The organism is Pseudomonas turukhanskensis (genome assembly GCF_027922365.1).
Taxonomy (GTDB): domain Bacteria; phylum Pseudomonadota; class Gammaproteobacteria; order Pseudomonadales; family Pseudomonadaceae; genus Aquipseudomonas; species Aquipseudomonas turukhanskensis.
The window spans coordinates 59,151-85,086 of the sequence record NZ_BSFN01000020.1; the positions used below are offsets into that span (position 1 = coordinate 59,151).

Here is a 25,936-nt window from a genome sequence, read left to right on the forward strand (position 1 = left end):
CTCAGATGTTCAACGTGTTACGCAATTGGGTTCAGCGCTATTTCTCGGATGAAGAGGCGGTGGTGCTGGCAGTGCTGCTGGTACTGGCTTTTGCCGCCATTCTGACGTTCGGCGGCATGTTGGCACCGGTGCTGGCCGGCTTGGTGCTTGCGTTTCTGATGCAGGGGCTGGTGCGCACACTGCGACGCTTACGCGTACCTCAGGTGGCGGCCGTGTGGCTGGTGTTTGCCTGCTTTATGGGGTTGCTTGGCGTGTGTTTGTTGGTGTTGGTGCCATTGCTCTGGCAGCAGGTCATCGCATTGGCCAACGAGCTGCCAGGTATGCTGGGCAAATGGCAATCGCTGCTGTTGCTGCTTCCGGAGCGTTATCCACAGTTGGTGTCGGACGAGCAAGTGCTGCATGTGATCGAAGTGGTGCGCAGCGAAATCGGCAGCTTCGGGCAGATGGCGCTGACGGTTTCGCTATCCAGCCTACCGCTATTGGTCAACGCCATGATTTACCTGGTGCTGGTGCCGATTCTGGTGTTTTTCTTTCTCAAGGACGGCGCACTGATCGCACGCTGGTTCCGCGGCTACTTGCCGCGCGAACGCACCCTGATCACGCGGGTGGCGCGGGAAATGAACCAGCAGATTGCCAATTACATTCGCGGCAAGGTGATCGAGATTTCGATCTGCGGCGGCGCCACCTACGTGGCGTTTATCGCGCTGGGCCTGAACTACGCGGCGTTGCTGGCTTTGTTGGTGGGCTTCTCGGTGGTGGTGCCGTATGTGGGGGCCGTGGTGGTCACTGTGCCGGTAGCACTGATTGCATTGTTTCAGTGGGGCTGGGGCGATCAGTTTATTTACCTGATGGCGGTGTACGGCATCATCCAGGCGCTGGATGGCAACGTGTTGGTGCCGCTGTTATTTGCCGAGGCGGTGAACCTGCACCCGGTAGTGATCATCTGCGCGGTATTGCTGTTCGGCGGGATGTGGGGCTTCTGGGGGATTTTCTTTGCCATTCCCCTGGCAACCTTGTGCAAGGCGCTGCTCGATGCCTGGCCCAGACAAGAGCCGGTAGTCGCCCCTCTTATGTAGGACGACACCCATAAAAAAGGCCGCTTACGAGCGGCCTTTTTGCGTCTATGTGCGCTTAACCCTGGTGTAGCGCCTGCGCCGCTGCCAACACGGCATCCACATGCCCTGGCACTTTCACACCACGCCATTCCTGACGCAGCACGCCGTTGGCATCGATCAGAAAGGTGCTGCGATCCACACCCATGTATTCCTTGCCGTACAGCTTTTTCAGCTTGATCACATCGAACAACTGGCACAGTGCTTCGTCTTTATCCGACAGCAGCTCAAACGGGAACTCCTGTTTGCACTTGAAGTTCTCGTGGGACTTCAGGCTGTCGCGCGACACGCCGAACACTTCGGTATTGGCCGCTTTAAAGGCCGCGTACTGATCGCGAAAGCCTTGGCCTTCGGTGGTGCAGCCGGGCGTGCTGTCTTTGGGGTAGAAATAAATCACTACCTGCTGGCCTTTGAGCGCCGAGAGGGTGATCTGCTTGCCGCTGGTGGCCGGTACGCTGAAGTCGGCCACGGCCTGGTCGAGAGAAAGGCTCATGCAGTTTTCCTTATGCCGGCGTCTGCGGGCGCCACGGTTCGATCAGGGCGTCCAGGTTCAGCGCGTCGGCGAAGTCGAGAAATTGGTCGCGCAGCCAGCTGATTTGCGTGCCGGCGGGGAGGGTGACGGTCAGGGTGGCGTTGAGCATGGTACCGCCGGTTTGGGGTGCCAGGTAGGTATCGCAGGTGAGGTTCTCCAGCTCCACGTTGTGGTCTAGAAAGAACTGACACAGCTCGTTGAGGATGTCTGGGCGATACACCGAGCTTACGTAGGCGACATAGGGCAAGGCCTGCGGGCGGATTTCAGCGGCGGCACTGCGCACCACGCTAACGGTGAAAGCATGTTTTTTCGACAGCGAGGGCAGGCTGGTTTCCAGGCGAGCCAGGGCGTCCCAGTTACCCGACACCTGCACCACCAGCGCACTGAACTCGCCATGGCGGCTCAGGCGCGTGCTCACGACCGCACACCGGTTTTCATGGCTGGCGCGGCAGAGAATGTTGGTCAGTTCCATCGGGTTGGTGCCAAGGGCGCTGATGACAAGGAATTGTTCGCGGACGATGGGGGTGGACATGCAGCATTCCTAAAGCGATGAGCGGTCGGCAGGTGAACTGTCGATCAAAGCCGGAAGGTTAGCGAAAACTGTCGCTCAGGGGAATGCTCATAGCGCGGTACTTCGCTTGTGCAAGGCAGGTGGCGCCAGTACCATTACGGCTCTCTTTTTCCGGCAGGAGCGGTTGCATGATTGCGGGCAGTATGGTGGCACTGGTCACGCCTATGGATGCGCAGGGTCGTCTTGATTGGGACGCGCTGAGCAAGCTGGTGGATTTCCACCTGCAAGAAGGCACCAACGCCATTGTCGCGGTCGGCACCACAGGTGAGTCGGCGACGTTGGATGTTAATGAACACATCGAAGTGATCCGCCGGGTGGTGGACCAGGTCGCTGGCCGCATTCCGGTCATTGCCGGCACCGGTGCGAACTCCACCCGTGAAGCGGTCGAGCTCACTACCAACGCCAAAACCGCAGGCGCCGATGCATGCCTGCTGGTAACCCCGTACTACAACAAGCCGACTCAGGAAGGCCTGTACCAGCACTTCCGCCACATTGCCGAGGCAGTGGCCATTCCGCAGATTCTCTACAACGTGCCGGGTCGCACCGTGTGCGACATGCTGCCGGAAACCGTTGAGCGTCTGTCGAAGATCTCCAATATCGTCGGCATCAAGGAAGCCACCGGTGACCTGCAACGCGGCCAGGAAATACTGGACCGTGTCGACAGCGACTTTCTGGTGTACTCCGGTGACGACGCTACCGCCGTCGAGCTGATGCTCATGGGCGGCAAGGGCAATATTTCCGTGACTGCCAACGTTGCACCGCGCGCCATGAGCGAGCTGTGCGCGGCGGCGATGGCCGGCGATGCGGTGACTGCGCGGGCGATCAACGATCGTCTGATGCCGCTGCACAAAACGCTGTTTATCGAATCCAACCCGATTCCGGTGAAATGGGCCCTGCAGGAAATGGGCTTGATGGTGGAAGGCATTCGTCTGCCACTGACCTGGCTTAGTCCGCGTTGTCATGAACCGCTGCGTCAGGCCCTGCGCCAGTCCGGCGTATTGGTTTAATTGAGGAAGCACTACGCATGAAGCGACTGGCCGGACTTTCTGCCCTTGCCGTAATCATTTCCAGCACCAGCGGTTGCGGGTGGTTGTGGGGTGATGATGGTTATTTCCGTGATCGTGGCAGTGATTACCTGACGCAACACCAGACCCCGGCAATGCAAGTGCCGCAGGGCTACGATGTAAAACCGCTCGACCCTCTGCTGCCGGTGCCACGCAACGTGGCCGATTCCACCGTGCAGGGCGAATATGACGTACCGCGGCCACAGCCGTTGGCGGCAGTTGCCGACGCAAGTGAGTTCAGTCTGCAAAAGAGCGGCGACAGCCGTTGGCTGGTGGCGCAGCGCCCACCGGCTGAAGTCTGGCCCGTTGCTCACCAGTTCTTCGAAGATAACGGCTTCCGCATCAGCGAAGATCGTCCGCAAACCGGCGAATTCAGCACTGACTGGCAGCGTTTCGAAGAGCTGTCCGCCCCGATGGCCCGTCGTTTGAGTGGCCGTGTCGCCGACGTCGATCCGAAAAGCGAAACCCGCGTTCGCGTTCGTATCGAGCCAGGTGTGCAGCGCAATACCAGCGAAATCTATGTGGTCAGCGCCGAGCGTCCGGCCGATAGCACCAGCGACGTCGCCTTCCCTAGCAAATCGACCAACGCGAGCCTCGATGCTGCGTTGCTGGACGAAATGCTCGCCAGTATGGCTCGTAGCGCCGAGCAAGGTGGTTCGGTTTCCCTGCTGGCCGCCCGCGACTTCGATGCACCGAGCCGCGTAAGCCTGACTGAAGACGGCAACAACAACCCGGTTCTGAACCTGGGCGCCGATTTCGACCGAGCCTGGTCCAGTGTTGGCCGCTCGCTGGAAACCGCCAACGTTCGCGTTGACGACCTGAACCGCAGCCTGGGTGTGTATTACATCAACCTGGCCGAGGGCGCCGAAAGCAAAGACAAAGAGCGTGGTTTCTTCAGTCGTCTGTGGAGCAGCGAGCCGACCAAGGAAGAGATCGACGCCCGTGCCGAGCGCTATCAGGTGCGCCTGACCAAGGCTGCCGACAGCGTGCAAGTTACTGTGGAAAAAGACCTCAATACCGTTGCACCGGCCGAAGTGGCTCGTCGCGTATTGGCCTTGATCCAGGAAAACCTGGGCTGATGATGGCGTGACTGGTCTCGCAAGGGGCCAGTCAGCGTTTCACTCAGTTCGCAGAATCGATAGGCGAAACCACTGTGGTTTCGCCTGTTTCGTTTAATAAAGGCGGAAATCTTCCATGACCACTCCCTCCACCTTGAGCTTGAAGAAAATCTACTCCGGCAAGGTTCGTGATCTGTACGAAATCGACGCCAAGCGCATGCTGATGGTCGCCACCGACCGTCTCTCTGCCTTCGACGTGATCCTCGCCGAGCCGATTCCGGACAAGGGCAAGATTCTCACTGCCATTTCCAACTTCTGGTTCGACAAACTGGCTGACGTGGTGCCCAACCACTTCACCGGCGACCGTGTAGAGGATGTGGTGCCGGCTGCCGAGTTGCCGCTGGTGGAAGGCCGCGCGGTGGTTGCCAAGCGCCTGCAACCTATCGCCGTTGAAGCCATTGTGCGGGGCTATATCGTCGGTTCGGGCTGGAAGGAATATCAGAAGAGCGGCACGGTCTGCGGTATTCAACTGCCGGCCGGCTTGCAAGAAGCCTCCAAGCTCGCTCAGCCGATCTTCACCCCGTCCACCAAGGCGGCTGTTGGCGATCACGACGAAAACATCTCCTACGAGCAATGCGAAGCCGTGATCGGCAAAGAGCTGGCTGCCAAGGTTCGCGACACCGCCATTGCCCTGTACAGCGCAGCGGTCGAGTACGCGGCCACGCGCGGCATCATCATTGCCGATACCAAGTTCGAGTTCGGTCTGGATGAAGACGGCACGCTGACCCTGATGGACGAAGTGCTGACACCCGACTCCAGCCGTTTCTGGCCGGTGGAAAGCTACGTGGAAGGCAAGAACCCGCCAAGCTTTGACAAACAGTTCGTGCGTGACTGGCTGGAATCCACCGGATGGAATAAAGAGCCCCCGGCGCCTGCCGTGCCCGCAGAGGTCGCACAGAAAACCGCCGACAAGTACCGCGAGGCGCTGACCAAGCTGACGGCCTGAAGGTAGCGGTGTACATGCGAAGAGAGGCGTGGGCCTCTCTTTTGCGTTGCAGGCCAGGCGCGCAGGTAATTGGCGCAAGCATCTGAATGCAGGCGAAAAATTTCCAATTTTGGGTTTCACCAACGGCAATTGAGCTGTTATCATGCGCGCCGCTGGGGAGATGCCGGAGTGGCCGAACGGGACGGATTCGAAATCCGTTGTGTTAGCGATAGCACCTAGGGTTCGAATCCCTATTTCCCCGCCATATTCAAAAGGTCCAGACGTGAAAGCGTCTGGACCTTTTTTATTTCCTTCGAAAAGTCACGAAGCGCTCCTTTTCTCGGTGCTTGTGCCAGGTCCGATTGGTTCAGCAGAACCATCCCGCAGTGAGATGTTGTTTGGCTTCAATCTTTCGTCTGTATTGAATGCTTTTTATCGAAAGTTCTTACATAAAAATTTTCCTGAAGTTCGTAAATTTGCACTTCGCCGTAAATATTTATGGCGGCAATTTTTATTTGGAGTGCAAAAGAAATGAAATTTAATCATTTAACTCTGGGCTTGTTGGTAGCTGGTGCTTTCGGCTGTTCGACAGCTTTTGCGTCCAGTAATAGTGATAACAGTGCTGCACGACAGTGCCTTACGCAATCTGGAAGCGGCTCAAGCTTTTCTTATTCGTATAAGAACCCCGGGTGGGATGGTAAATCTTGCACGAAACCGGTGAAAGTTTATGCCTGCAAGGGCGCAACGTGCTCCAGCAGTGCAAAAAGTTCGGATAGCAATGGTGTAGTGCGCTGGAACACTCCATTCAGACCAGGCTTTACCCCTAAATCTTCCGCGACCGTTTGGGAATAATTCAGTTGTTCAAAGGCCGTTAAGGGAAGAACGGCCGCTCTGGGGGCGGTCATCCGTGCTTTCTTTTAAAACTCCATTTAATCTGCCATTTTTACTGAGTCGGCGAGCACAATCAATTCTGGGTTTTTCATTGGTGTTTTTACCCGGATTAAATACGTTTGCAGAGCCCTATACAGTTACAGATCATTTATTTTGTGAGGGTGAAACTGACGTAACGCTTGATGATGTCGTCGTGGCGCGTAGAGCCAGTGACGAATATCGCAGTATGGCGTTGCGTTTGCGTGAAACTGAAGAGGATCAGAAGGTTATCGATACCTACTATAGGCCTGTCTTTAAGGTACTCAGTCGCGCTGTAAACAGTTCAAGTGACGAGGTGAATAGAGATGGGGTGAAGGCGCAGCAGTTTGGATCCGCTGCGACAGACAGCAGCCTCACAATTACTGCTACACAGCGCCTACCGGGAGGCGCAACGCTGGGGCTTAGCGTGGGAAAGGAGTTGGGGCACCACAAGAGCAGCGATAATCTGGCTGGCGACAACACCATTCGAAGTTCCCAGCACTCCTATCAGCTGGAGGTCCGGCAGCCGCTGCTACGTGGCGCTGGTGCTCCCGCTTCGGTGGAGTTGAATATCGGCAGGCTTGCCATCGCCCAGGCCCATCTGAGCCACGAAGTGTTCATTCAGGAAGACCTGCTGAGAACGGTGGCCGTGTATTCGGACCTGCTCTCTTGCCAACAAAATGTTTTGCAGGCCGAGCGCTCGTTACAAGCATCCAAAGACTTTATGGCGGCGACGCAGGCCCAAGTAAGCCAGGGCGTCTTGGCCAAGAGTGAAATGGAACAAGCTCAGTTTTCTGTTTCTCAAGGTGAACTTGAGCTGGCCTATGCCCGGCAGGCAGAAAAAGATGCCATCGATCAACTACGGGTATTCAGTGGTTTGGCAGTGGAAGATGGCCAACGCGTGCGCAACTTTCCGCAAATTGACGTAGGCAGTGCCACTCACGCCGATTTTTCATCTATGGCTGCCGAAATTGAGGCAGCCAAGATAAATGTGCAAATTGCCGAGCAACAACGTACTGCCGCGAAAGACGGTGATGCCATTGAACTTGATGTCGTGGCATCGACCGGCAAGGGATGGGCTAACCGGTTTTCTTCCAGTGCTCATGAACACCGGAACTACGGCGGTTGGCGATCGCAGTCCTATGTCGGTCTAGAAATGAGTAAAACACTAAACGATTATTCTGCGCGAGCGGCGTTGCGTAAATCACGCCTGGCGCTCGAGGAGCGAAAGCTTGAGTTGCAGGACGCTAAATTGCGCGTGAATGTTCGTCGTGCTGCCGCCAAACGTGGACTTTCAAGTGCTTATCAGTACGTGCAACTAATCAAGAAGAAAATTGAAGTGGCCAGTAAAAATCTGGCTAATGAACGCTTGAAAATTGATAGCGGCCGGTCCACGGCGTTTATGGTTTATTCCGCTCAGAGTAATTTGGACCAAGCGCAGAGCGAATATATCGACGCTAACTCCAGGTACATCGTTGCGGCTGCTCGGCTTTATAAAGAGCTAGGTAAATTGAAAGAGTTTGTCGATGAGCTTTCTTCGGTAGAGTGCTCGTCGGGAACCTTAAGCAAATCCCCGCGCGCGATGGCGAAGGAATAGTTTATGCGTTCCGGACTCCATGCGCTCAACCGGCATACGTGGCTATGCAACGGCACTTCCCGCAAATGGCACAGAGCTAATCGCTTACTGGGGTTGTTTCTGCTGGCGTTGGTCTGCGCCGTTCCGTTTGGTTTGGCATTCGCCTATGAGTCAGGTTTGGCGCCTTACCTGGCCTTGGTCGCGTTTACGCCTGCTATGTATGTAGTCGGCCGCCTGCGGGCTGCAGCCGAGGTGGTGCTGTTCTCTCTAGTGACCTCAGTGCTTACCATCGCGATGGTGACGTATTGGGTGCCCACGGCCATCGCCGATATGGTCGCCGTAGGTACAGCAGGCGCGGGCTTGTTAAGCGCGCTTTTGTGGTTGCTCTGGTGCGGTGGAAACGCGCTTTTCCTGATCGTTTACCGTTACTGGCATGCCCGTCACCTGTTGCAGGTGGCTTGTCTTGGGGTGGTGCTAGTTAATCATTGGCCTTCGGTGTTCGGCGTAAATCCGTTTATCTCCTTGATGCATGCCGATGCGCTCAGTGGAGGCGCTTTTTTCATCGGCACGACTGCCATTGAGCTACTGGCCATTTTGTTCAGCGCCTATCTGGCGAAGGCCGCTGCCGAGGCCAGCCTTCGGCCTCTGCTTCGAGCACTGCCAATCGTTCTGACACTGTTGGTGTTGGACTATGCGGCGGTGTGGTATTCGTCCTTGGCAACCTCGCGCAGCCTCACCGTGGCCCTGGTGCAAGCCGGGAACGTGTATTCCCAGAAGCTCGCCTCCGCAACGGACATCGAGAAGTTCGTTCGACAGATTACTGATGGCCCCGGGGGCGGGGCCGATCTGGTTGTGTTTTCCGAGAATGTCTTTTCGTTCAATTTTGCCGACGACCCCACTTCTGCCAATGCTGCCCTCGAGGCGCTAAAACGCTTTTCGGCTGAGCGCGAGGTCGCGTTTTTGCTGTCTGCCGTTCAGGCTTCCCCTGATGAAGAGCCGACGGAGCCTGGGCGCGCCAAGAACACGCGAGTATCGTCGCAACTGATCAACCAAGGTCAGTTACAAGGTTACGCCGACAAAGCAAAAACCATCCCCTTTGCCGAATACACACCGTCCTGGGCGGTTGCACCGTTCAGGTGGCTGGGCGTCAAGGTGGAGTCCCGGGCACCCTCCTATGACTACCACCAAGGAATGGTGAAAGGGGTTCGGATCATTCCGCTTACCTGCTTTGAATCTATTGACCAGGCCGTCGTTGAGACGCGCCTGGACGCGCGGCCGGGACTGTTGGTCAGTCAGTCCAACCTCGACAGCTTTGGTCAGCCGGGCTCTTCCACATACCGGGCGGCGCTGTGGGCGCATATGGCGCACGAGCGGCGTTGGACCACTCAATGGCAGGTGCCTGTGGTGCGCGCCGTGAAGGGCGGCGGATCGACACAGGTGAACGCGCAGGGCTATCTCGATCAGGCCCTGCTGCAACAGTCTTGGGGGCAGGAGTGGGTTAGCGCGACCGTGACTGTGCCTGAGTTCACCGCGTTGAATGGCGCTCTGGCGCTGCTGCGCCAGGTTTCCGCCTGGCTGATCGGTACCTTGGCTTTTTGTTACGTTGCACAAGGCGCGGTCCTTTACGTGCGTCGCAAGTGGTTGCCAGGGAAGGCCGATTGATGCGCGTCAAATATGTGTTTTTGACCCTGGCTTCGGCGGCGGCGCTTTTGGCTTTAACGGACCACCTGTGGGAGCGTTCCTTGGTCATTGCCCAGCCATTGCCCGAGACCCTTGAGGGGCACATTCCGATGGTGTCGCAGCAGTCGCCAGTAACCCAAATGTACCCCGTCGAACTTGAAGGCAGCGTGGTGGCCGCACAGACGTTGACGGTACGTGCGCCCATCGACGGCGTTGTGCAGTATTTGCACGAAGCTACCGATGAAACGGTCGAAGCCGATGCACAGCTGGCTGTGGTGGAAAGTGTCGAGCTGACGCTGAAGCGTTTGGATAACGACAGTAAGCTCGCGGAGCTGCGTGCCACCTTGCAGCTGTATGCGCAGAACAGCAGTCCTGACCTGAGAAAGCTCCAGGCAACAGTCGAAGGTGGCAAGCAAAGGTACCGCTACGCCGAATCGTCCTTTCAGAAGGTGCAAGAGTTGTTTCAGCGCGGCCTGGTGTCCGGCAAAGAGCACGCTGATGCGCGCGTTCAACTGGAGGCCGATAGGTTGGCGTTGGCGGCGGCTGAGCGCGAGTTTGCCGATGCCCGTTCGCTGGGGCCGGCCCACCACCTGAAGGTTTACAACCAGTTGCAGGCTGCCCAGCTGGAGCGTGATCAGTTGGCCAAGGCCCAGGCCAATTTAACCATTCGTGCTCCGTTTGCCGGGCACTTACGGCGCTATGCCCCGGCTATAACCCACGACTCCAGCGTCTGGAGAGTGGGCGATAGCATCAAGGCCGGGGAGGCACTGTTTTATCTCGAGTCCACTAGCCGGTTGGTCAAGGTCGATGTAAGTCCTGCGATGTTGGCCCACTTTCGCCCTGGCGATTCCGTGCAAGTACACAGCAAAGGTGAAGCGTCGCTAGCGGTTCAGGGCATCGTGCAGGACATTATCCGGGCGCCGTATGACAGTGGTACGTCTGCCTCCGGCGAGTCTGTGGCACAGGTTCGAATTGCCTTGTCTGATCCGACTTTTGACCTTGCTGGAATTCGCAAGGTGATGGTGAGCAAGGCACTACCGCAGCTTGGCATGCCGGTGCCAGCCGGCGCTGTGCTGAATGAAGGTGGTGAGCGTTTTGTGTATGTGCGGCCTTGTGCCGAATTTGCAGCGCAGTACACGCGCCGACGTGTGGTGGTGAGTGTGGAGCAGGCTGGTATGGCGCTGATCACTGGCGGGCTGCTGGAGGGTGAATGCATCGCCCTGGTTGCGGAGGGCACGCCATGGGGCCGTTGATCCGGGTAAGTAATGTGAGCAAGTCGTTCGGCGGTCAGCCGGCGGTGCTCGACCATGTCAGTTTTGTCGTACAGCCTGGAGAAATCGTCGCGCTCGTAGGCGGCTCCGGTTCTGGCAAAACCACCATGATGAATATTCTCGGCCTGCTCGATGTGCCTGATCAGGGGCAGTACCTGCTAGCCGGGCAGGATGTGACGGCGTTGTCGCAACGACAACGCTCTTCGGTGCGGCGAGAGGCCCTTGGATTTGTCTTCCAGTCATTCAATCTGCTGGCGCGGCTGAACCTGCTGGACAACGTTGCCCTTGCCCTCAAATACCGGGGTTACAGGGCCGATCAGTGCATCTCCCAGGCGAGGCAGGCGCTAGAACGCGTGGGCCTGAAATCCAAGGCCGGGGCGTATCCTCATCAAATTTCCGGGGGGCAGCAGCAACGAGTGTCCATTGCCCGTGCCATTGCCTGTTGTCCAGGGCTGGTGTTGGCGGATGAGCCCACCGGCAATCTGGACCCTGCCACCTCGGCAGATATCTTTCGCCTTTTCACTACGTTGCGCGCCGAGATAGGCATGACGTTCTTTATCGTCACCCACGATCCGCTGCTCGCCAGCAAATGCGATCGCACCATCGAGTTGATCAATGGCCAGGTTGTCTAGAGCGCTGCAAATGCTTGCCCTCAACTTTTATCTGGCGCTGGATCAGTTGCGAGCCGATCCACGTTTCGTCTTCCTTACCGCGTTTGGTGTCGTGATCGGCACGGCAGTGTTGGTGGCAGCCATTGGGGTGGCCGCGATGGCGCAAGAGCGGCTGAGGCTTATCAAGGAGGAGATCGGTACACAGGTTCTTTTTCTTGCGGCAGGGACCAGCGATGTTGCCGATTTCCACCGAAAGAAAGGACGGTTGATTGATGAGCAGGCGCTTTCTGTTCTGGGCACGACCTCAGGCAGGTTCACCCTGCAAGCGACCTATCTGCGCGGTAGTGTGATGTTGGATGATCAAGGTGTGCAGCGCGACGCCAGTGTGTTGGGGTTTGATCCGGATGACTTTTCCGAGCTGGCAATGGCACTGGCTTCAGGCCGGCTCGCCAGCGTAGATGACTGCTATCTCGACGTCGCGAGTGTGCCGCTGACCTCGCGACGAACGCTACGTCTGAGCGGCAGTCGCTGCGTGCTGGGCGGTACCTTCCGGCAGGCGGGTTTTCTTCGCTCGATACTCAATGGTGAATCGGGCAGCGTGGTGGTGACATCCTTCGACAAGGCATACGCAGTGATGGGCGGACAGACAGCGCTCCCTACGTTAGCGATCACCCTGCGTCTTGGCAGTGAGGCCGATGCTTTTCCCGCCCTCGCTGAGGTCGGACAATTTATGCAACTGCGCTATCCGAATCTGCAGTTTTCCCTGGATTGGCCTGGCTCTCGGCTGATACCACTCAATCAATTGCTTGATCAGGTGCGTCTGGTGGCGGTCCTGGTAGGCGCTTTGATCATGTTGATTTCGACAGTGGCAATGGTTAACGCGATGCTGGCGCAGATTGGTCAGCGCCGTCGTGAGTTCGGCATTCGCCTGGCAATTGGAGCAACGCCTCAGGATCTGATTCTGCAGACACTATTTGAAGTGCTGGGCATATTTGGCGGTGGCATGCTGATCGGCTTCGGCATTGCTATCAGCATCATGTACCTATGGTGCCAGTTCTCCGGCTGGGCCTTTACGCTCTCGCCTTCGCTGTTTCTTCTCAGCGCCGGGGTCACCCTGGTCTGTGCGCTTTGCAGCGGCCTTTACCCGGCGTTGAAAGCAGCGGCGATACAACCCATCAAGGCCATGCAGGACATTTGAAACCGCTGGCCTAATCCTGGAAACAGCGGTCGAACATGTACAGACTCGTGGGTCTCAGATTTTGCAGCGTGGCTTGTGGGCGTCCACCTTCACCCTGTTTCTTGCGTCCGGTTTCCAGCAGGTGGCCGGCTTCGGTCATTTTCAACAGTCGCTGACGCATGCTGGTTTTCAGCACGGGGCGGCTTAACACCACCGAGAAGATATTCACCGCTTGCGGTGCGCTAAATTCAGTGTCCAGGAACATCAGCGGCAAACTGCTGTAAAGCGCCTTGGACAGTAACCGCTCATGGCTGGCAGCCACCAATTGGTTGTGATCGAACGGCAGCTTGAGGGCGCCGGATGCTACTTCGCTCAGTGAGAAAAACGCCTGATGGCTGCGCAGCGTCGGATTGCCGCTGACAATGCCCAGGTAAAACGTCGAAGAAGACCAGCACCGCGGATCACGGAATGCATCGCCTACAGTACCCACTTGCTCGATATAGGCGAGCGGCATGCCGACCTTGGTAGAGTTTTCCAGGCGCTTTACGGCGTCGTCCAGGCTCAGGTCGGCTTTGTCACCATTGACCACTAGGCCCGGTAACGCCCAGTGGTCGGCAAATGGAGCGGCTTGGCGTTTATTGAGCAGCACCTGCAGGCTTTGGCTGTCGCTGCAGTAGCGCAGCACGCACAGGTCGACAGTGTGCAGATAAGCGCTTTTTTCTTCGCGGTCTGTTGGCATGGCACTTTCAATCGGCAGGGTGGGACAGCTGCTCACGAAGGTATATGTCGTGTACGCGAATTTCAAGTTTGAATTGAGTTGGTGCGGAAATTCTCGATTAATCTGTATTCCATAGCTTGAAACAAAAGTACATGACGTGTACTTTGTGCTTCATTCACAGGAGAAGCCGCTATGCAGAGCTCGACGATGAAAACCGCTTCCTTCGATGTTGATGCGCAAAAAAGTTTCACCCCGCTGTGCCCGGATGAGTTGCCCGTGACCGGCGGCGACCTGATAGGCGCCGAACTCAACTTCATGGCAAGCCTGGCGCGTCTGCGCGTTGGTAGCAAAGATGCCCACACGCCCATGGCGCCCTGGGTGGTCGCCGAGCATGCGCAGATGCTTCAGCCAACCGGCCTTGAACATGCCGACATCACCTGGGTCAGCCACTGCGTGCCGGGCACGCCCGGGTTCGCGTTGCTGGATGAGCTGCCTACGCCCTATGACTATGACTATTTTGTCTGGAAGGGCGTGGAGCCTGATCTGCACCCCTACGGCGCCTGCTACCACGACCTGCACAATAAGTTATCCACTGGCGTTATCGAGTATTTGAAAGGCCAGGGTATCGAGCGGGTGATTGTCGGCGGCTTGGCATTGGATTTTTGCGTCAAGACCACAGCGCTGCAGCTGGCTGCTGCCGGATTTGCTGTGATGGTTTTTCTTCCCGCTTGCCGCGCGATTAGCGAAGATGGCGCCAATCAGGCGGTTGCCGATATGCGTGCGGCGGGCATTCGCATGGCCAGCAGTCGCGAACAGTTAGCCTCACTGGCAGGCCAATAAGGACATCACCATGGAAAGTGCATACAGCCGCGAAGGCGGGGTGATTCAGAGTCTTCTGGATACCGACTATTACACCTTCACCATGATGCAGGCGGTGTTGCACCAACACCCGAACGTCGATGTGGAGTACCAGTTCATTGTGCGTTCGAAGGAAAATCTTGGGCACCTGATTCCGGAAATCCGTGAAGAGTTGGAGAAGCTGGCTGGTCTGCGCATGCGCGATGACGAATTGCGGTTTCTCTTCAGCAAGCGCCGCGAATACCTCACCGCCGACTTTGAACAGTTCCTTGGCTTGTTCCGCTTCAACCTGCGCTACATTCTGGTCAATGAAGTGGATGGGCAGTTGAACATCAGGGTTCGTGGGCCGATGTTGCACTGCATCATGTTTGAACAGCCGGTGCTGGCGTTAGTAAGCGAGCTGCGCAACCGCGAAAAATATGCGCAGGTCGAACTCGAAGATGTCACACGCAAGCTCTATCAGAAGTTTGAGTGGCTGGAGAAAAATGTCAGCAAGGAAGAGCTCGCGGACTTTCGTGTATCTGATTTTTCCACCCGCCGACGTCTGTCGTTCAAGGCTCAACGCGAAGTGGTCGATATCATGCGTCGGGACTTCCCCGGTGTATTTGTCGGCACCAGCAACGCCCATATCGCCTACGAGTTTGACCTGCCGTTGATTGGCACCATGGCCCACCAGTGGCTGATGGTTCACCAGCAGCTCAGTCGTCTGCGCGAGAGCCAGAACGTGGCGCTGGAAAATTGGGTGCACGAGTACCGCGGGCGCCTGGGGATTGCCCTGACGGACTGCATCAGTACCGACTTCTTTCTGAAAGACTTCGATCTGTATTTTGCCAAGCTGTATGACGGCCTGCGTCAGGACTCTGGCAATCCCATCGTCTGGGCTGACAAGGTGCTGGCCCGCTATGAGCAGCTGGGCATCGATGCGATGACCAAGGAATTGATGTTTTCCGACGCGTTGAATTTCGAGAAATGCCTGCCGATTCTGCGTCACGTGCGTGGCCGGGCGAAGTTCGGCTTCGGTATGGGCACCAGCCTTGCTTGCGATGTGGAAGGCGTTGAACCCTTGAGCATCGTGATGAAGTTGGTGCGGGTGCATGGGGAGCCGGTGGTGAAGTTCTCCGACGACCCGATCAAAAATGTGTGTGAAGACGCGTCGTTTCTGCAGTACGCCTCCAATGTCTTTGGCGTACGTGACACAAATCAGCCAGTAGGAGTTTGAAATGGGCACGCCAAAGCAAGATGCAATTGCACGGGAGCTGGGGGTTGACCGGCAGTTGGTAAAAGGTGGGGAGCAGGCTGAAATTGCTCGTCGCATCGGCTTTATCAAAGGTGTATTGAGTAACTCGGGCTGCAAGTCGCTGGTGCTGGGTATCAGTGGCGGCGTCGATTCGCTGACCGCCGGCCGACTGTGCCAATTGGCCGTCGAGCAGCTGCGCGAAGAAGGGCAACAGGCGCAGTTCATCGCTGTGCGTTTGCCGTATAAAGCGCAGGCCGATGAGTCGGATGCCCAGGCGTCGCTGGCGTTTATTCAGGCCGATCTCACAACCACGGTGAACATTGCCGATTGTGTTGAAGGTCTGATGGCCAACGTGGCGATTGAAGGGTTGCAGCCTAGTGACGGCTTGGTCGATTTCACCAAAGGCAACGTCAAAGCGCGTTCGCGTATGGTGGCGCAATACGCCATCGCCAACTTCACCAATGGCCTGGTGGTTGGCACTGACCACGCTGCTGAAGCCTTGATGGGATTCTTCACCAAATTTGGCGATGGGGCATGTGATCTGGCGCCCTTGAGCGGCCTGTGCAAAAGTCAGGTGCGCATGCTGGCAGCAGCCCTTGGCGCCCCGCATAACCTGGTATTCAAGGCGCCGACGGCAGACCTCGAAGAGCTGGTGCCCGGCAAACTCGATGAAGAGTCCTATGGCTGCACCTATGAGGAAATCGACAACTACCTACTTGGCAATTCCGTACCCGCTGCTGCCACCGAAATCATTGAGCGGGCCTTTGCCAAAACCGCGCACAAACGCGCGTTGCCGAGAGTGCCTGAGTAAGCAGCGAATGGCCTGTCAGACACGTCGCTGCAGTTGCCGTTGTCCGAGCAGATATGTCTGATTTTATACAGTGAGCAATGCGTTGTATCGGTCACAGGGTTTGGCGATACTGCGCGTGGAATTATTCTCGCCGATAGTTTGCAGGAGGCTCGGCATAGAGCGCTCAAGGTTGGTGAGAGCGGTGCTAAGGATGGCAGTTGAGGCATGTGCCCGGTTAGAGGTGCAGCCAGGAGCAGAACCGTAATTGCATCCAGAAACTGAAACAGGCGCCGCATAAGGACACTGTATGAAGCGTCTTTTGATACTGCTGACCGTACTGGCGATTGCTGGTTGTTCGTCGTCCCCTACGGTGCACAAAAAGTACGGTAAGAAAGCAGGCTTGCACATTAGTTGTTCGGGGTTGAGTTCGTCGTGGGAAGACTGCTTGAGCGAGGCCGCCAAAAACTGCGGCAGCGCTGGGTATAAAGTGTTGGCGAAGTCGGGTGTGGGGGAGGGGGATTACGATGAAAATTACCCCTTCGGTTTGAACCCGGACGGTTTCTCCAGCCGCAACATGATTGTGCTTTGCCGTTAGTTGTTGCTGCCAAAGGACGGGCTAACGGTTTGGCTTAAGCTGACTGAGCGCTCGTAAGGTATGACTATGGCAAGGTGGATTGAAGGCGGTTTGGCAACAACGCTGCTGGTAGTACTTGCTGGTTGCGCGACAGTAAACGAAACCATCACCAAAAATGGTGATGAGGCCTTGAGCATCAATTGCTCGGGCCAGGCGCTTAAATGGCAACACTGCTACGAAAAGGCGGCGCAGAGCTGTCCCGGTGGTTACGAAGTCGTAGGTAAGAAAGGGCGCGCCGACGCAGCGCCAGACGACCGCGTGCTGGGACTCGAACCGGGCAACTATGCCGATCGCAGCCTGGTGATTACCTGCAACTGAGTGCAGGCAAGCCGGCCATAAAAAAACCGGAATCTGTGGATAACAGACTCCGGTTTTTTTTCGCCTGGCTGGGCAATCAGACGGGGATGTAGCTCATCACGCCGGCGTTATCCACCAACTGTTTTCTGATCTCTGAAGAGAGCGAGCCAGCACGTACGCAAAGCTCGCGACGCACGCCTTCTACCACCTGGCCGAACACTTCGGCGCTGACCACTTCGTCGGAACTGATGACGCGGCTGTAGGCCATTTCATCGTTGCTGTCAGCGAGGGTGAGCACGACGCTGCCATCGGGCCGCCGCTGGCCAAGGGAAGGGCGCAGCGGGTGGAAGGCTTTCTCGAGCAGGTCGAAATTAACATAACGCATATCAGCGCTCCGTCGCGGGTGAGTTAGCTCTGACCGCCCCGCTTCCCGGAGGTTCAGGCGGCCAGGCCTTTGGTTGCCAGTGACTGGCGTGTTCGGTCGATCACCTGCTGCAACGAGCCATTGGCGTATTGCTCGGGGTACAGGCGTTCGCAGTGACGGGCAACGCCGCGGTCGTTGACGACGGTGAAGCTGAAGCAGCCATTGCGTACGGCCTGGATATGGCAGGCCAGAGGGGCGAAGGCATTACGCAGGGTGCTGATGGCATCCTGAACTTGGGGTTGGGTATTCATCATTATTAGATGTTCCTACACACTTGCGGCGTTCTTGCCGCTAACAAAAAAACTCCGATATTGGCCGCCAAATGGGCGAGCGCAAATGACTCTAATCGGAGCAGGACCGCACGATTAAGTTCCGCCAAAAGACATTACTTGATGATGCAGGTAGGTACTTCGGAGGGCAGGTTTCACGGAACACTTTTTAGGTGCGGTTCCAGTGGTAAACCTGATCAATCAACGGATTGGCCGTTGCAGAGTTGGAGGCAACACGGCGGTCTTTGCAGAGGGCGGTGGAGCTTTATCTGGAGGCCAGCCAGGTGCGCTTTTGAGCAATCACTTGGCATCAGGCACTTCACATCAGCTGGGCTCGGTTGAGCGAGGGGCTGTAGAGGAGGGCTTAAATTGATTTTCAGACGTGGTACTAACCGGGCGGCACCCTACGGGAAAAAGCGCGCCGTGAACAGCCTGTCTGACGGACGGTTGAAATGCATAGGCAGATGGTCTTGGTTAAAACCCGGTTTTTTTGTACTGGGCTTCAGCGTCGAGTGGTGAAAACAGCGATTGCGCAGGCATAAAAAAGCCCCACCGAAGTGAGGCTTTTTACATTCAGCGCAAGGCTGAATTAGGCAACCTGAACTTCTTCAGCTTGCATGCCTTTCTGGCCTTTGGCAGCTACGAAAGTAACCGACTGGCCTTCTTTCAGGCTTTTGAAGCCATCGGATTGGATGGCTTTGAAGTGTACGAAAAGATCGTCGCCGCCCGATTGTGGAGTGATGAAGCCGTAGCCTTTTTCATCGTTGAACCACTTAACGGTACCAGCTTGGCGATTGGACATGGTGTAGCTCCTTGAACAAAGTTAACTGAGGTCGTGAGACCAGGTCGGGACTGAGTGCAAAGAGTAAAAGGAGTCGTGTGGCAAGAGCGAGCTTCCATTGCGATTCACGGTGACACAAGCAGCACAGTGGCAACACCATACAAGGTTTATTCGTGGAGTGCGAGTCCTTCGCAACGGCCGAAAAGCACCTTTTTTCAGGTGTGAATCACGGCCCATTCTGCTCGGTGAATTTACTCAGAAACTGTTGCGTGCGCAGCTCGCGCGGGTTGGCAAACAACGCCTTGGCTTCGCCCTGTTCGACGATCACGCCCTGGTCGATAAAAATCACTCGATTGGCCACGTCGCGGGCAAAGCTCATTTCATGCGTGACGATCAACATGGTGCGATTTTCCTCGGCCAGACTGCGAATCGCCGCCAGCACTTCACCGACCAATTCCGGGTCCAGCGCCGAGGTTGGCTCATCGAACAGAATCACGTCAGGCTGCATCGCCAGCGCCCTGGCAATGGCCACGCGCTGCTGTTGGCCGCCGGACAGACGCCGTGGATACGCGTCTTCCTTGCCAGCCAAACCCACTTTCGCCAGCAACGCCCGAGCCCGTTCGATGGCGCTGGCGCGGGCCTCTTTCTTGACCACGATGGGCCCTTCGATAATGTTCTCCAGCGCCGTGCGGTGAGGAAACAGATTGAAGTTCTGAAACACGAAACCCACGCGCTGTCGCAGGCTGCGAATCAGCTCTTTCTGTTTGGCCAACGGCTTGCTGGCATCGATAAACATATCGCCGACCCGAATGCTGCCCGCGCTCGGTTCTTCCAGCAGATTCAGGCAACGCAGGAGCGTCGTTTTACCCGAACCACTGGGGCCGATGATGGCTACCACTTCGCCTGCTGCCACATCCAGATCAATGCCCTTGAGCACCGTTTGCCCATTGAACACTTTCGTCAGTCCACGTACTTCGATCATGGGCATTTCACGGCTCTTGGTTGTGGCGATTGACCCGCGCTTCGAGGTGGTTTTGCAGCAGCGCCAACGCGCTGGCAAGTACCCAGTAAATCAGTGCGGCAGCCAGGTACATGGTGAAAATCTCAAAGGTGCGCGCGGTAATCAGCTGCGCCTGGCGGAACAGTTCCGGCACCTGGATGGTCGCTGCCAGGGCCGTGTCTTTTACCAGCGAGATAAAGCTGTTGCCCAAGGGCGGCAGAGCCGTGCGCGCAGCCTGCGGCAGAATGGCCCGGCGCAGGGTTTGCGCACGGGTCATGCCGATGCTGGCAGCCGCTTCCCACTGCCCACGGTCGATAGAGCCGATGGCTGCGCGCAGAATCTCGCAGACATAGGCCGCCATATTCAGCGAGAAACCCACCAGGGCAGCCGGCAGCGGGTCCAGTTGGATGCCCAGCTGCGGCAGGCCGTAATAAATCATGAAGAGCTGCACCAACAGCGGCGTGCCACGAAAGAACGACACATAGATGCGTGAAGTCCAGCTCAGCACCCGCAGTGCCGACAGCCGCATCAGCGCCAGGGCAAAGCCCAGCAGCAGGCCGAAGAACATGCCTCCCAGGCTTAGCACGATGGTGTAGAGCGCGCCCTTGAGCAGGAAGGGCGCAGAGTTCAGGGCGAGCTGTAGGCTAGCTTCCATTACTTGGCTTCAATCATTTGGTCACGTCAGCCTTGAACCACTTCACCGACAGTTTTTCCAGGGTGCCATCGGCGCGCAGCTTGGCAATGGCCTTGTCGATGGCCGCCAGCAGTTGCGGGTTGCCTTTGCGCAGGGCAATACCGGCTTCCTGAGGGGCGAAGGGTTTGCCGGCAACGGCCAGGGTGTCACCGGTTTTTTCGATCAGTTCGAAGGCGGCCAGGCGGTCGCCGAGAATCGCATCGAGGCGGCCGACACGCACGTCCTGGTTGCGGCTGGCGTCATCGTCATAGGTACGGATATCGGCTTCAGGCACGTTATCCTTCAACCACTGTTCGTAGTTGGTGCCCAGTACCACGCCGACTTTTTTACCGTTGAGGTCGGTGGGTTTGCTGAACTTGTCTTCCTGGCCTTTGCGCGTCAGCACCTGGATGCCGGAAACGGTATAGGGGCTGGAGAAATCGTATTTCTTCTTACGTTCTTCCGAGATGGTGACCTGATTGACCACGATATCCAGGCGCTTGGATTCCAGCGCCGCGAGAATGCCGTCCCATTTGGTAGGCTGAAACTCGGCTTTTACCCCAAGCTCCTTGGCTACGGCTTCCGCAAACTCCACTTCGAAGCCGGTCAGCTTGCCGCTCTCATCCTGAAAGTTGAACGGTGGATAGGTGCCTTCCAGGCCGATCTGGATCGAGCCCTTTTTCTGAATGGTTTGCAGCAGGTCGTCAGCAGCCTGGCTGTTGCCAATGAAGCTGGCGCCGAGCAACAGGCTCAAGCCGCCGAGAATGAAGGTACGGCGCAGTGCAGAAATAGTCATGGCGAATCCCTTTAACCGTGGAGTGGCAGTGAGTGGGATAACTATAGAGCGAAAAATAATATGCAATAAAATAATTAAAAATTAGATATTGGTAACTTTTAGGAATATCTGCGTGCATCTTTCAGGCAGGCTGATAAGCAAATAACGCTGGCGAGCCACCGGTATGCAAAAACAACACCGGGCCATCGCCAGAAAACCGCTTCGTGGCAATTCCATCTAGCAATCCGGCGAACGCCTTACCGGTATACACCGGGTCCAACAGAATGCCTTCCTGGCTGGCCAACAGCTTGATAGCGGCGAGCGTGCCGGCATTCGGTTCGCCATAACGCGGGCCGAAATACGCGTCCCACAACTCCACCTTGAGCGCGGCAGGCACCGGCATGCCCAGCAGTTCGGCGGTGCGCTCGGCTAGCCCCTGCACCTTCGGCAATTGGGTCGCAACGGGGCGCGAAACGGTCACCCCAATCACCGGCAACTGCGGCAAGCGCTCGGCCAGAGCCAGCGCCAACCCGCTGTGGGTGCCCGCGCTGCCGGAGGCCAGTACCAACGCCGCGAAGTTCACGCCACTTGCCTCGATCTGGTCGGCCAGCTCAAGGCCGGCACGCACATAGCCCAGCGCCCCGAGGGCATTGGAGCCGCCGATAGGCACCACATAGGGCTGCTTGCCCTGGGCGCGCAAGCGTTCGGCGGTTTCCTGCAAAAGTTGATCGGCTGTGTCGAGGTTGGCGACCAGCTCGACCTCGGCCCCAAACAGGTCCAACAGCAGGCGATTGCCATTGCCCAGGTAATTGCGGTCGGCGGTGCCGATCGGGTTTTCCAGCAATGCCACACAGCCCAGCCCCAGGCGCGCGGCAACGGCAGCGGTCTGGCGCACGTGGTTGGACTGAATGGCTCCGGCCGTTACCAGCGTGTCGGCGCCCTGACGTTGCGCATCGGCCAACAGGTATTCGAGTTTGCGCACCTTGTTACCGCCCAACGCGAACTGGGTCGTGTCATCACGCTTGATATACACAGCCCGCCCCAGCGTGGCCGACAAGCGCGGCAGCGGTTCCAGTGGCGTCGGGGCGGTAAACAGCGGCAGGCGCGCAATGCGCTCAAGGTGGTGGCTGATCATGGTGGTCGGCAGGCACTCGCAGGTAGGAAGCAGAGGACTATAGGTAGCCATTCGGGTCTTCACAACTGCGATGTTCATGGTGGCGATCTGATCGGGCTGCACAGGTTTAGCGCATGCCTGTTGCAATCATTGAGGGTAGGGAAAACGACTTTGCTGAGGTTGCCACGAGGGCACCTAGCACAACTGCATGATGAAAATGTGTCGGTTCACTAACCGGCGACCAAGCCGCGCCTCAGTAGTTCCAAGGCTTGCAGCATTTAAGGCAGCGAAGTGACCCGTTATTGCGCCTGTAACTGCCCTTAAAAAGGGCGCCAACGGAGCGACCGTCAAAACTTGTGCACAATTGGGAAGCGAGCTCGCAGGGACGGCGGAAAATCCTATAAGGTCCTTCCAGGTTTTTTGTTTGCCGATTAAGTCAATGAAAAATATAGACTTTTTGAGTTGGTGAAAAAATCATCAATTCGACTTTGAGGCCCACGCCATCGGGGTTAGCGAGCCTTGCTCCCAAGTTACCCACTGAGTTATCCACAGGTTCTGTGGATTGTCCCAAGCGCTTGCTCTAGATCGCGGGTGTCCATTTTTTTCAAGACTTTACCCACGAAAAAATCGGAGTAAAGTGGCCGCCCTCTGTCGCCATCGCCCTTCTTTATGCCGCGCAATTCCATCAATGCCGTTACACAGACGACGCCGCGTTTTCCGTTACGCGTTGCGTTGTGGCTATTGGATAGCCCTCGCTTTGGCCATAAGGTCAGCACCAAACAGTTTGCCGGACGCTTGCTCAAACAACCTGCCCGCCAGGGTGTGGTCGTGGCGCAAACCCGCCTGGGCGAATTGCTCTGTCGCGATTGTGGCAACACCCGCGACCGGCGCATCGGTTTTGAATTGTTGCGCCAGGCCGGCCGTTCCCACGACCGCCGCGCGCAACTGGAGTTGGGCCGCCTCTACAGCCAGCCACGCCATTACGATCTGGCCGAAGCCAAGCATTGGCTGGAGCAGGCGGCTGCGCAAGGCTGCGATGAAGCCCGCCGACGCCTGCAGGCATTGCCAGCGTCACTGTAAACCGCGCTTGCAAGGCTGGTTATACTGCCGGGCATTCTTGCGCGGAGCTTTTCATGCCTATCGATGTACCCTCTTTGTTAGTAGGTTTGGCGGCCATTGCCGTGCCGTTGCTGGCGCTGCTTTGGCAACAGCAACGGCGTTTGGCGCAGGTTCAGGCGCACAACGCGCTGCTCGATGAACGCCTGAGTACCGCGCAACTGGCCCAGGATGGTTTGGCTGCCCAACTCGACGGCTACCGCGCCGACATCGCCGAGCTGATTGAAACCAAAGCCGAACAACAGGCCGAACTGGCCGCCTTGCGCCGCGAAACCGACCTGCTGCAAAGCGAGCGCAGCCGCGCCCGCGAAGCCGCGCAGGAGTGGCGCAGCGAGCGCGAAAGCAAAGAAGCTGAACTGCGCCAGCTCAGCGCCGAGCGCGCCAGCCTGACCGCTGAATTGCGCGAGCAGCACGACAACCACCAGCAACGCCTGAATGACCTGCAAGGTTCCCGTGATGAGCTGCGGGCGCAATTCGCCGAGCTGGCCGGCAAGATCTTCGACGAGCGCGAGCAGCGCTTTGCCGAAACCAGCCAGCAGCGCCTCGGCCAGTTGCTCGACCCGCTGAAGGAGCGCATCCAGTCCTTCGAAAAACGCGTGGAAGAGAGTTATCAACAGGAAGCCCGCGAACGCTTTTCCCTGAGCAAGGAACTGGAGCGCCTGCAGTTGCTGAACCAACGCCTGGGCGACGAAGCCACCAACCTGACCCGCGCCCTGCAAGGGCAGAAAACCCAAGGCAACTGGGGTGAGTTGGTGCTGGAGCGGGTGCTGGAACATGCCGGCCTGGAAAAGGGCCGCGAATACCAGACCCAGGTAAGCCTCAAGGGGCAGGACGGCGCGCGTTTTCAGCCGGACGTCCTAATTCAGCTACCCGGCGAGCGCCAGGTCGTGGTCGACGCCAAGGTCAGCCTCACCGCCTACCAGCAATACGTGGTGGCCGAGAGCGACGGTGCTCGTCAGCAAGCACTCAAGCAGCATGTGGTCTCGCTGCGCAGCCACTTGAAAGGGTTATCGCTGAAGGACTACCAGCGCCTGGAAGGGCTGCACAGCCTGGATTTCGTGCTGTTGTTCGTGCCCATCGAAGCCGCTTTCGCTGCGGCGTTGCAGGCCGACCCCGGGCTGTTTCAGGAAGCCTTCGAACAGAACATCGTGATCGTCAGCCCCACCACCTTGCTGGCGACCTTGCGGGTGATCGACAGCCTGTGGCGCCAGGAGCGGCAGAGCCAGAACGCCCGCGAAATTGCTGAGCGCGCCGGGGCGCTGTACGACAAGTTTGTGGCCTTTATTGTCGACCTGGATGAAGTCGGCAGCCGCCTGGGCCAACTCGACAAAGCCTATGCCGCCGCGCGCAACAAGCTCGCCGATGGCCGCGGCAATATCATCAGTCGGGTGGAAAACCTCAAATTGCTGGGGGCTCGAGCCAGCAAGAGCCTGCCCAGCGAGCTGCTCGAACGTGCGGCCGGGTTGCCGCATTTCGATGATGACGAACCCGCAGAACCCACCCCGGCCCCGTAGGGCGAATATCGCCCCGGGCGATATCCGCCGTTTAACCAACGCGTAAATAGGCGGATATCCACGGTGCGGATATTCGCCCTACGCAATGCTCGCTACAAACGCCCTGATCCACCCCGCCAAGGTCGCGGGCTCGGCCAACAACTGCCAATGCCCGGCCGCCACTTCCCGGCGCGTAAGGTTGGGTGCCCAGTGCTGCAAGTTGTCGAACAGGTGGGGCCGCACAAACCGGTCGCGGGTCAGCACCACCAGCTGCACCGGCACCTGCGTAAACCGCTGGCGGGGCGTCAACAGGCTGCGAATAAAGTTGGCGCGATAGAGTTTCACGCCGTGCTGGCCATCTTCACGTTGCGTGCGGCTGATGCGCACCGGGCGAATGCCCTCCACCCGGCGCAAAAAGTGCGGCCACAGCTTGGCCATGCCATGGCGCCAGGCCAGTTCCGGAATCCACGGTAAGTGGAAAAACCCGATGTACCAGGAGCTGAGCAATTGCCCGAGTAGTTGCCGCAGCGCACCGAGGGTGCCGGCTTTGCCGCGCTCCCCCATCCAGTAGCCGACATGGTCCAGGCACGGCCCCGAGAGGCTGGTGTAGGACGCCAGGTGCTTCTGCAGGCGCGGTTCGGTCACGCCTTCCCAGCTTTGAATCGAGCCCCAGTCATGGGCAATCAGGTGGACTGGGCAGTCGGGGCTGTGGGCCAGAATCACCGCTTCAAGGTCATCGGCCAACAGCGGCAGGCGGTAGTGGCGCGAGTGTTTGGGCCGGTCCGATGCGCCGGCACCGCGTACGTCATAGGCGATGATCTGAAAATCCGCAGCCAGGTGGTTGATAAGTGGCAGCCAGACTTCATGGTTGTCCGGGTAGCCATGTACCAGTAGCAAAACCGGCCCCTCCGGATTTCCCCAGCGGTAAGTGGCCAGTTGCACGCCGGCGCTGTTCACCATCAGCTGCTGGGTAATCGGGGCGGGGCAGGCGATCTGTACGGCAACAGTCATGGCGGCAGTCCAATCGGGGCAGGGCGCCAGTATTGAAGGGTGGTAGCGGCCGTGACCAGCATGCAGAGGTGAGTCCAACCCAAGGTTAGGGCTGCCGCTTTGCTCTCGTAGATACCGTCTTGCCCATCAGTGGGCAAGCGCCTTTTGCACATCGAAGGGTTGTCCCGATTTGAGTACACCATAGGCGATGTGCAGCAGCT

General features: G+C 57.7%; 28 protein-coding genes and 1 tRNA gene. 18 read left to right on the forward strand and 11 right to left on the reverse strand.

What is annotated here, in order from left to right:
* Nucleotides 1-5 precede the first annotated feature (5 nt).
* A complete protein-coding gene (locus PKE98_RS22680; RefSeq protein ID WP_271197680.1) occupies nucleotides 6-1,076 on the forward strand; it encodes an AI-2E family transporter in 1,071 nt (356 codons plus the stop codon).
* 55 nt (nucleotides 1,077-1,131) lie between these two features.
* On the opposite strand, the gene PKE98_RS22685 is transcribed toward PKE98_RS22680, so the two are convergent.
* Entirely contained in the window at nucleotides 1,132-1,605 is a 474-nt protein-coding gene (locus tag PKE98_RS22685) for a peroxiredoxin (protein ID WP_271197681.1), read from the reverse strand.
* Between the two features lie 10 nt (nucleotides 1,606-1,615).
* Entirely contained in the window at nucleotides 1,616-2,176 is a 561-nt protein-coding gene (locus tag PKE98_RS22690; RefSeq protein WP_271197682.1) for a glycine cleavage system transcriptional repressor, read from the reverse strand.
* A gap of 167 nt (nucleotides 2,177-2,343) precedes the next feature.
* On the opposite strand from PKE98_RS22690, the gene dapA reads away from it, so the two are divergent.
* The 10 genes from dapA (at nucleotide 2,344) to PKE98_RS22740 (ending at nucleotide 12,567) form a co-directional block, all read left to right on the forward strand.
* Nucleotides 2,344-3,222, forward strand: a complete 879-nt coding sequence (gene dapA / locus PKE98_RS22695; protein WP_271197683.1) for a 4-hydroxy-tetrahydrodipicolinate synthase — start codon at nucleotides 2,344-2,346, stop codon at nucleotides 3,220-3,222.
* Nucleotides 3,223-3,239: 17 nt separating this feature from the next.
* Nucleotides 3,240-4,358, forward strand: a complete 1,119-nt coding sequence (gene bamC / locus PKE98_RS22700) for an NlpB/DapX family lipoprotein (RefSeq protein ID WP_271197684.1) — start codon at nucleotides 3,240-3,242, stop codon at nucleotides 4,356-4,358.
* Nucleotides 4,359-4,473: 115 nt separating this feature from the next.
* Entirely contained in the window at nucleotides 4,474-5,343 is an 870-nt protein-coding gene (locus PKE98_RS22705; protein ID WP_271197685.1) for a phosphoribosylaminoimidazolesuccinocarboxamide synthase, read from the forward strand.
* 154 nt (nucleotides 5,344-5,497) lie between these two features.
* A tRNA-Ser gene (locus PKE98_RS22710) sits at nucleotides 5,498-5,587 on the forward strand.
* A gap of 18 nt (nucleotides 5,588-5,605) precedes the next feature.
* The gene (locus PKE98_RS22715; RefSeq protein ID WP_271197686.1) at nucleotides 5,606-5,857 is read left to right on the forward strand and encodes a hypothetical protein; all 252 of its coding nucleotides are present in this window, start codon (nucleotides 5,606-5,608) and stop codon (nucleotides 5,855-5,857) included.
* Nucleotides 5,858-6,229: 372 nt separating this feature from the next.
* Nucleotides 6,230-7,828: a TolC family protein gene (locus PKE98_RS22720; protein WP_271197687.1), complete on the forward strand. Its 1,599-nt coding sequence runs from the start codon at nucleotides 6,230-6,232 to the stop codon at nucleotides 7,826-7,828.
* 3 nt (nucleotides 7,829-7,831) lie between these two features.
* Nucleotides 7,832-9,469, forward strand: a complete 1,638-nt coding sequence (locus PKE98_RS22725; protein WP_271197688.1) for a carbon-nitrogen hydrolase family protein — start codon at nucleotides 7,832-7,834, stop codon at nucleotides 9,467-9,469.
* Entirely contained in the window at nucleotides 9,469-10,740 is a 1,272-nt protein-coding gene (locus PKE98_RS22730; protein ID WP_271197689.1) for an efflux RND transporter periplasmic adaptor subunit, read from the forward strand. Before PKE98_RS22725 ends, PKE98_RS22730 begins: the two co-directional genes overlap by 1 nt.
* Nucleotides 10,728-11,390, forward strand: a complete 663-nt coding sequence (locus PKE98_RS22735) for an ABC transporter ATP-binding protein (RefSeq protein WP_271197690.1) — start codon at nucleotides 10,728-10,730, stop codon at nucleotides 11,388-11,390. The genes PKE98_RS22730 and PKE98_RS22735 overlap by 13 nt, the downstream gene beginning before the upstream one ends.
* Nucleotides 11,391-11,400: 10 nt before the next feature.
* A complete protein-coding gene (locus PKE98_RS22740) occupies nucleotides 11,401-12,567 on the forward strand; it encodes an ABC transporter permease (RefSeq protein WP_271197691.1) in 1,167 nt (388 codons plus the stop codon).
* 10 nt (nucleotides 12,568-12,577) lie between these two features.
* Here the strand turns inward: PKE98_RS22740 and PKE98_RS22745 are convergent, their stop codons facing one another.
* The gene (locus tag PKE98_RS22745; RefSeq protein ID WP_271197693.1) at nucleotides 12,578-13,285 is read right to left on the reverse strand and encodes an NUDIX hydrolase; all 708 of its coding nucleotides are present in this window, start codon (nucleotides 13,283-13,285) and stop codon (nucleotides 12,578-12,580) included.
* 171 nt (nucleotides 13,286-13,456) lie between these two features.
* Between PKE98_RS22745 and PKE98_RS22750 the strand changes: the two genes are divergently transcribed.
* From PKE98_RS22750 to PKE98_RS22770, 5 genes are all read left to right on the forward strand, one after another.
* Nucleotides 13,457-14,104, forward strand: a complete 648-nt coding sequence (locus tag PKE98_RS22750) for a nicotinamidase (protein ID WP_271197695.1) — start codon at nucleotides 13,457-13,459, stop codon at nucleotides 14,102-14,104.
* Between the two features lie 10 nt (nucleotides 14,105-14,114).
* Nucleotides 14,115-15,341 (forward strand): nicotinate phosphoribosyltransferase, encoded by a 1,227-nt coding sequence (pncB, locus tag PKE98_RS22755; RefSeq protein WP_271197697.1) that lies wholly within the window; start codon nucleotides 14,115-14,117, stop codon nucleotides 15,339-15,341.
* A gap of 1 nt (nucleotide 15,342) precedes the next feature.
* Complete coding sequence (gene nadE, locus PKE98_RS22760; RefSeq protein ID WP_271197698.1) at nucleotides 15,343-16,170, forward strand: NAD(+) synthase; 828 nt, start codon at nucleotides 15,343-15,345, stop codon at nucleotides 16,168-16,170.
* A 286-nt stretch (nucleotides 16,171-16,456) separates the two neighbouring features.
* On the forward strand, nucleotides 16,457-16,744 hold the full coding sequence (locus PKE98_RS22765) for a hypothetical protein (RefSeq protein WP_271197700.1): 288 nt from the start codon (nucleotides 16,457-16,459) through the stop codon (nucleotides 16,742-16,744).
* 66 nt (nucleotides 16,745-16,810) lie between these two features.
* A complete protein-coding gene (locus PKE98_RS22770; RefSeq protein ID WP_271197702.1) occupies nucleotides 16,811-17,101 on the forward strand; it encodes a hypothetical protein in 291 nt (96 codons plus the stop codon).
* 76 nt (nucleotides 17,102-17,177) lie between these two features.
* On the opposite strand, the gene PKE98_RS22775 is transcribed toward PKE98_RS22770, so the two are convergent.
* The 7 genes from PKE98_RS22775 to PKE98_RS22805 all read right to left on the reverse strand — a co-directional run bounded on the left by PKE98_RS22775 (nucleotide 17,178) and on the right by PKE98_RS22805 (nucleotide 22,137).
* Nucleotides 17,178-17,465, reverse strand: a complete 288-nt coding sequence (locus PKE98_RS22775; RefSeq protein WP_271197703.1) for a DUF3509 domain-containing protein — start codon at nucleotides 17,463-17,465, stop codon at nucleotides 17,178-17,180.
* 53 nt (nucleotides 17,466-17,518) lie between these two features.
* Complete coding sequence (locus PKE98_RS22780) at nucleotides 17,519-17,755, reverse strand: hypothetical protein (RefSeq protein WP_271197704.1); 237 nt, start codon at nucleotides 17,753-17,755, stop codon at nucleotides 17,519-17,521.
* Nucleotides 17,756-18,362: 607 nt separating this feature from the next.
* Nucleotides 18,363-18,575: a cold-shock protein gene (locus tag PKE98_RS22785; RefSeq protein ID WP_108095560.1), complete on the reverse strand. Its 213-nt coding sequence runs from the start codon at nucleotides 18,573-18,575 to the stop codon at nucleotides 18,363-18,365.
* Nucleotides 18,576-18,780: 205 nt separating this feature from the next.
* Nucleotides 18,781-19,536 (reverse strand): L-cystine ABC transporter ATP-binding protein TcyN, encoded by a 756-nt coding sequence (tcyN, locus tag PKE98_RS22790; RefSeq protein ID WP_271197715.1) that lies wholly within the window; start codon nucleotides 19,534-19,536, stop codon nucleotides 18,781-18,783.
* A gap of 7 nt (nucleotides 19,537-19,543) precedes the next feature.
* The gene (tcyL, locus tag PKE98_RS22795; protein WP_271197706.1) at nucleotides 19,544-20,209 is read right to left on the reverse strand and encodes a cystine ABC transporter permease; all 666 of its coding nucleotides are present in this window, start codon (nucleotides 20,207-20,209) and stop codon (nucleotides 19,544-19,546) included.
* A gap of 13 nt (nucleotides 20,210-20,222) precedes the next feature.
* Nucleotides 20,223-21,023 carry a cystine ABC transporter substrate-binding protein gene (gene tcyJ, locus PKE98_RS22800; protein ID WP_271197708.1) on the reverse strand — a complete coding sequence of 267 codons (801 nt, stop codon included), beginning with the start codon at nucleotides 21,021-21,023 and terminating at the stop codon, nucleotides 20,223-20,225.
* Between the two features lie 121 nt (nucleotides 21,024-21,144).
* Nucleotides 21,145-22,137, reverse strand: coding sequence for a D-cysteine desulfhydrase (locus PKE98_RS22805; protein ID WP_271197717.1), 993 nt, complete (start codon nucleotides 22,135-22,137; stop codon nucleotides 21,145-21,147).
* Nucleotides 22,138-22,785: 648 nt separating this feature from the next.
* Here PKE98_RS22805 and PKE98_RS22810 point away from each other — a divergent pair.
* Nucleotides 22,786-23,196, forward strand: a complete 411-nt coding sequence (locus tag PKE98_RS22810; RefSeq protein WP_271197709.1) for a tetratricopeptide repeat protein — start codon at nucleotides 22,786-22,788, stop codon at nucleotides 23,194-23,196.
* A 167-nt stretch (nucleotides 23,197-23,363) separates the two neighbouring features.
* Nucleotides 23,364-24,746, forward strand: coding sequence for a DNA recombination protein RmuC (locus PKE98_RS22815; protein ID WP_271197718.1), 1,383 nt, complete (start codon nucleotides 23,364-23,366; stop codon nucleotides 24,744-24,746).
* A gap of 78 nt (nucleotides 24,747-24,824) precedes the next feature.
* Here the strand turns inward: PKE98_RS22815 and PKE98_RS22820 are convergent, their stop codons facing one another.
* A complete protein-coding gene (locus tag PKE98_RS22820) occupies nucleotides 24,825-25,736 on the reverse strand; it encodes an alpha/beta fold hydrolase (RefSeq protein ID WP_271197710.1) in 912 nt (303 codons plus the stop codon).
* Nucleotides 25,737-25,936 lie beyond the last annotated feature (200 nt).

Bases quoted from the DNA above. Each gene is read 5' to 3' on its own strand.
- dapA (WP_271197683.1), top strand. From the start codon at position 2,344: ATGATTGCGGGCAGTATGGTGGCACTGGTCACGCCTATGGATGCGCAG.
- PKE98_RS22680 (WP_271197680.1), top strand. From the start codon at position 6: ATGTTCAACGTGTTACGCAATTGGGTTCAGCGCTATTTCTCGGATGAA.
- PKE98_RS22750 (WP_271197695.1), top strand. From the start codon at position 13,457: ATGCAGAGCTCGACGATGAAAACCGCTTCCTTCGATGTTGATGCGCAA.
- PKE98_RS22780 (WP_271197704.1), bottom strand. From the start codon at position 17,755: ATGAATACCCAACCCCAAGTTCAGGATGCCATCAGCACCCTGCGTAAT.
- PKE98_RS22730 (WP_271197689.1), top strand. From the start codon at position 9,469: ATGCGCGTCAAATATGTGTTTTTGACCCTGGCTTCGGCGGCGGCGCTT.
- PKE98_RS22735 (WP_271197690.1), top strand. From the start codon at position 10,728: ATGGGGCCGTTGATCCGGGTAAGTAATGTGAGCAAGTCGTTCGGCGGT.
- PKE98_RS22820 (WP_271197710.1), bottom strand. From the start codon at position 25,736: ATGACTGTTGCCGTACAGATCGCCTGCCCCGCCCCGATTACCCAGCAG.
- bamC (WP_271197684.1), top strand. From the start codon at position 3,240: ATGAAGCGACTGGCCGGACTTTCTGCCCTTGCCGTAATCATTTCCAGC.
- PKE98_RS22725 (WP_271197688.1), top strand. From the start codon at position 7,832: ATGCGTTCCGGACTCCATGCGCTCAACCGGCATACGTGGCTATGCAAC.
- PKE98_RS22810 (WP_271197709.1), top strand. From the start codon at position 22,786: ATGCCGCGCAATTCCATCAATGCCGTTACACAGACGACGCCGCGTTTT.
- PKE98_RS22805 (WP_271197717.1), bottom strand. From the start codon at position 22,137: ATGATCAGCCACCACCTTGAGCGCATTGCGCGCCTGCCGCTGTTTACC.
- PKE98_RS22745 (WP_271197693.1), bottom strand. From the start codon at position 13,285: ATGCCAACAGACCGCGAAGAAAAAAGCGCTTATCTGCACACTGTCGAC.
- tcyJ (WP_271197708.1), bottom strand. From the start codon at position 21,023: ATGACTATTTCTGCACTGCGCCGTACCTTCATTCTCGGCGGCTTGAGC.
- nadE (WP_271197698.1), top strand. From the start codon at position 15,343: ATGGGCACGCCAAAGCAAGATGCAATTGCACGGGAGCTGGGGGTTGAC.
- PKE98_RS22740 (WP_271197691.1), top strand. From the start codon at position 11,401: ATGCTTGCCCTCAACTTTTATCTGGCGCTGGATCAGTTGCGAGCCGAT.
- tcyN (WP_271197715.1), bottom strand. From the start codon at position 19,536: ATGATCGAAGTACGTGGACTGACGAAAGTGTTCAATGGGCAAACGGTG.
- PKE98_RS22770 (WP_271197702.1), top strand. From the start codon at position 16,811: ATGGCAAGGTGGATTGAAGGCGGTTTGGCAACAACGCTGCTGGTAGTA.
- PKE98_RS22765 (WP_271197700.1), top strand. From the start codon at position 16,457: ATGAAGCGTCTTTTGATACTGCTGACCGTACTGGCGATTGCTGGTTGT.
- PKE98_RS22785 (WP_108095560.1), bottom strand. From the start codon at position 18,575: ATGTCCAATCGCCAAGCTGGTACCGTTAAGTGGTTCAACGATGAAAAA.
- PKE98_RS22685 (WP_271197681.1), bottom strand. From the start codon at position 1,605: ATGAGCCTTTCTCTCGACCAGGCCGTGGCCGACTTCAGCGTACCGGCC.
- PKE98_RS22705 (WP_271197685.1), top strand. From the start codon at position 4,474: ATGACCACTCCCTCCACCTTGAGCTTGAAGAAAATCTACTCCGGCAAG.
- PKE98_RS22775 (WP_271197703.1), bottom strand. From the start codon at position 17,465: ATGCGTTATGTTAATTTCGACCTGCTCGAGAAAGCCTTCCACCCGCTG.
- pncB (WP_271197697.1), top strand. From the start codon at position 14,115: ATGGAAAGTGCATACAGCCGCGAAGGCGGGGTGATTCAGAGTCTTCTG.
- tcyL (WP_271197706.1), bottom strand. From the start codon at position 20,209: ATGGAAGCTAGCCTACAGCTCGCCCTGAACTCTGCGCCCTTCCTGCTC.
- PKE98_RS22690 (WP_271197682.1), bottom strand. From the start codon at position 2,176: ATGTCCACCCCCATCGTCCGCGAACAATTCCTTGTCATCAGCGCCCTT.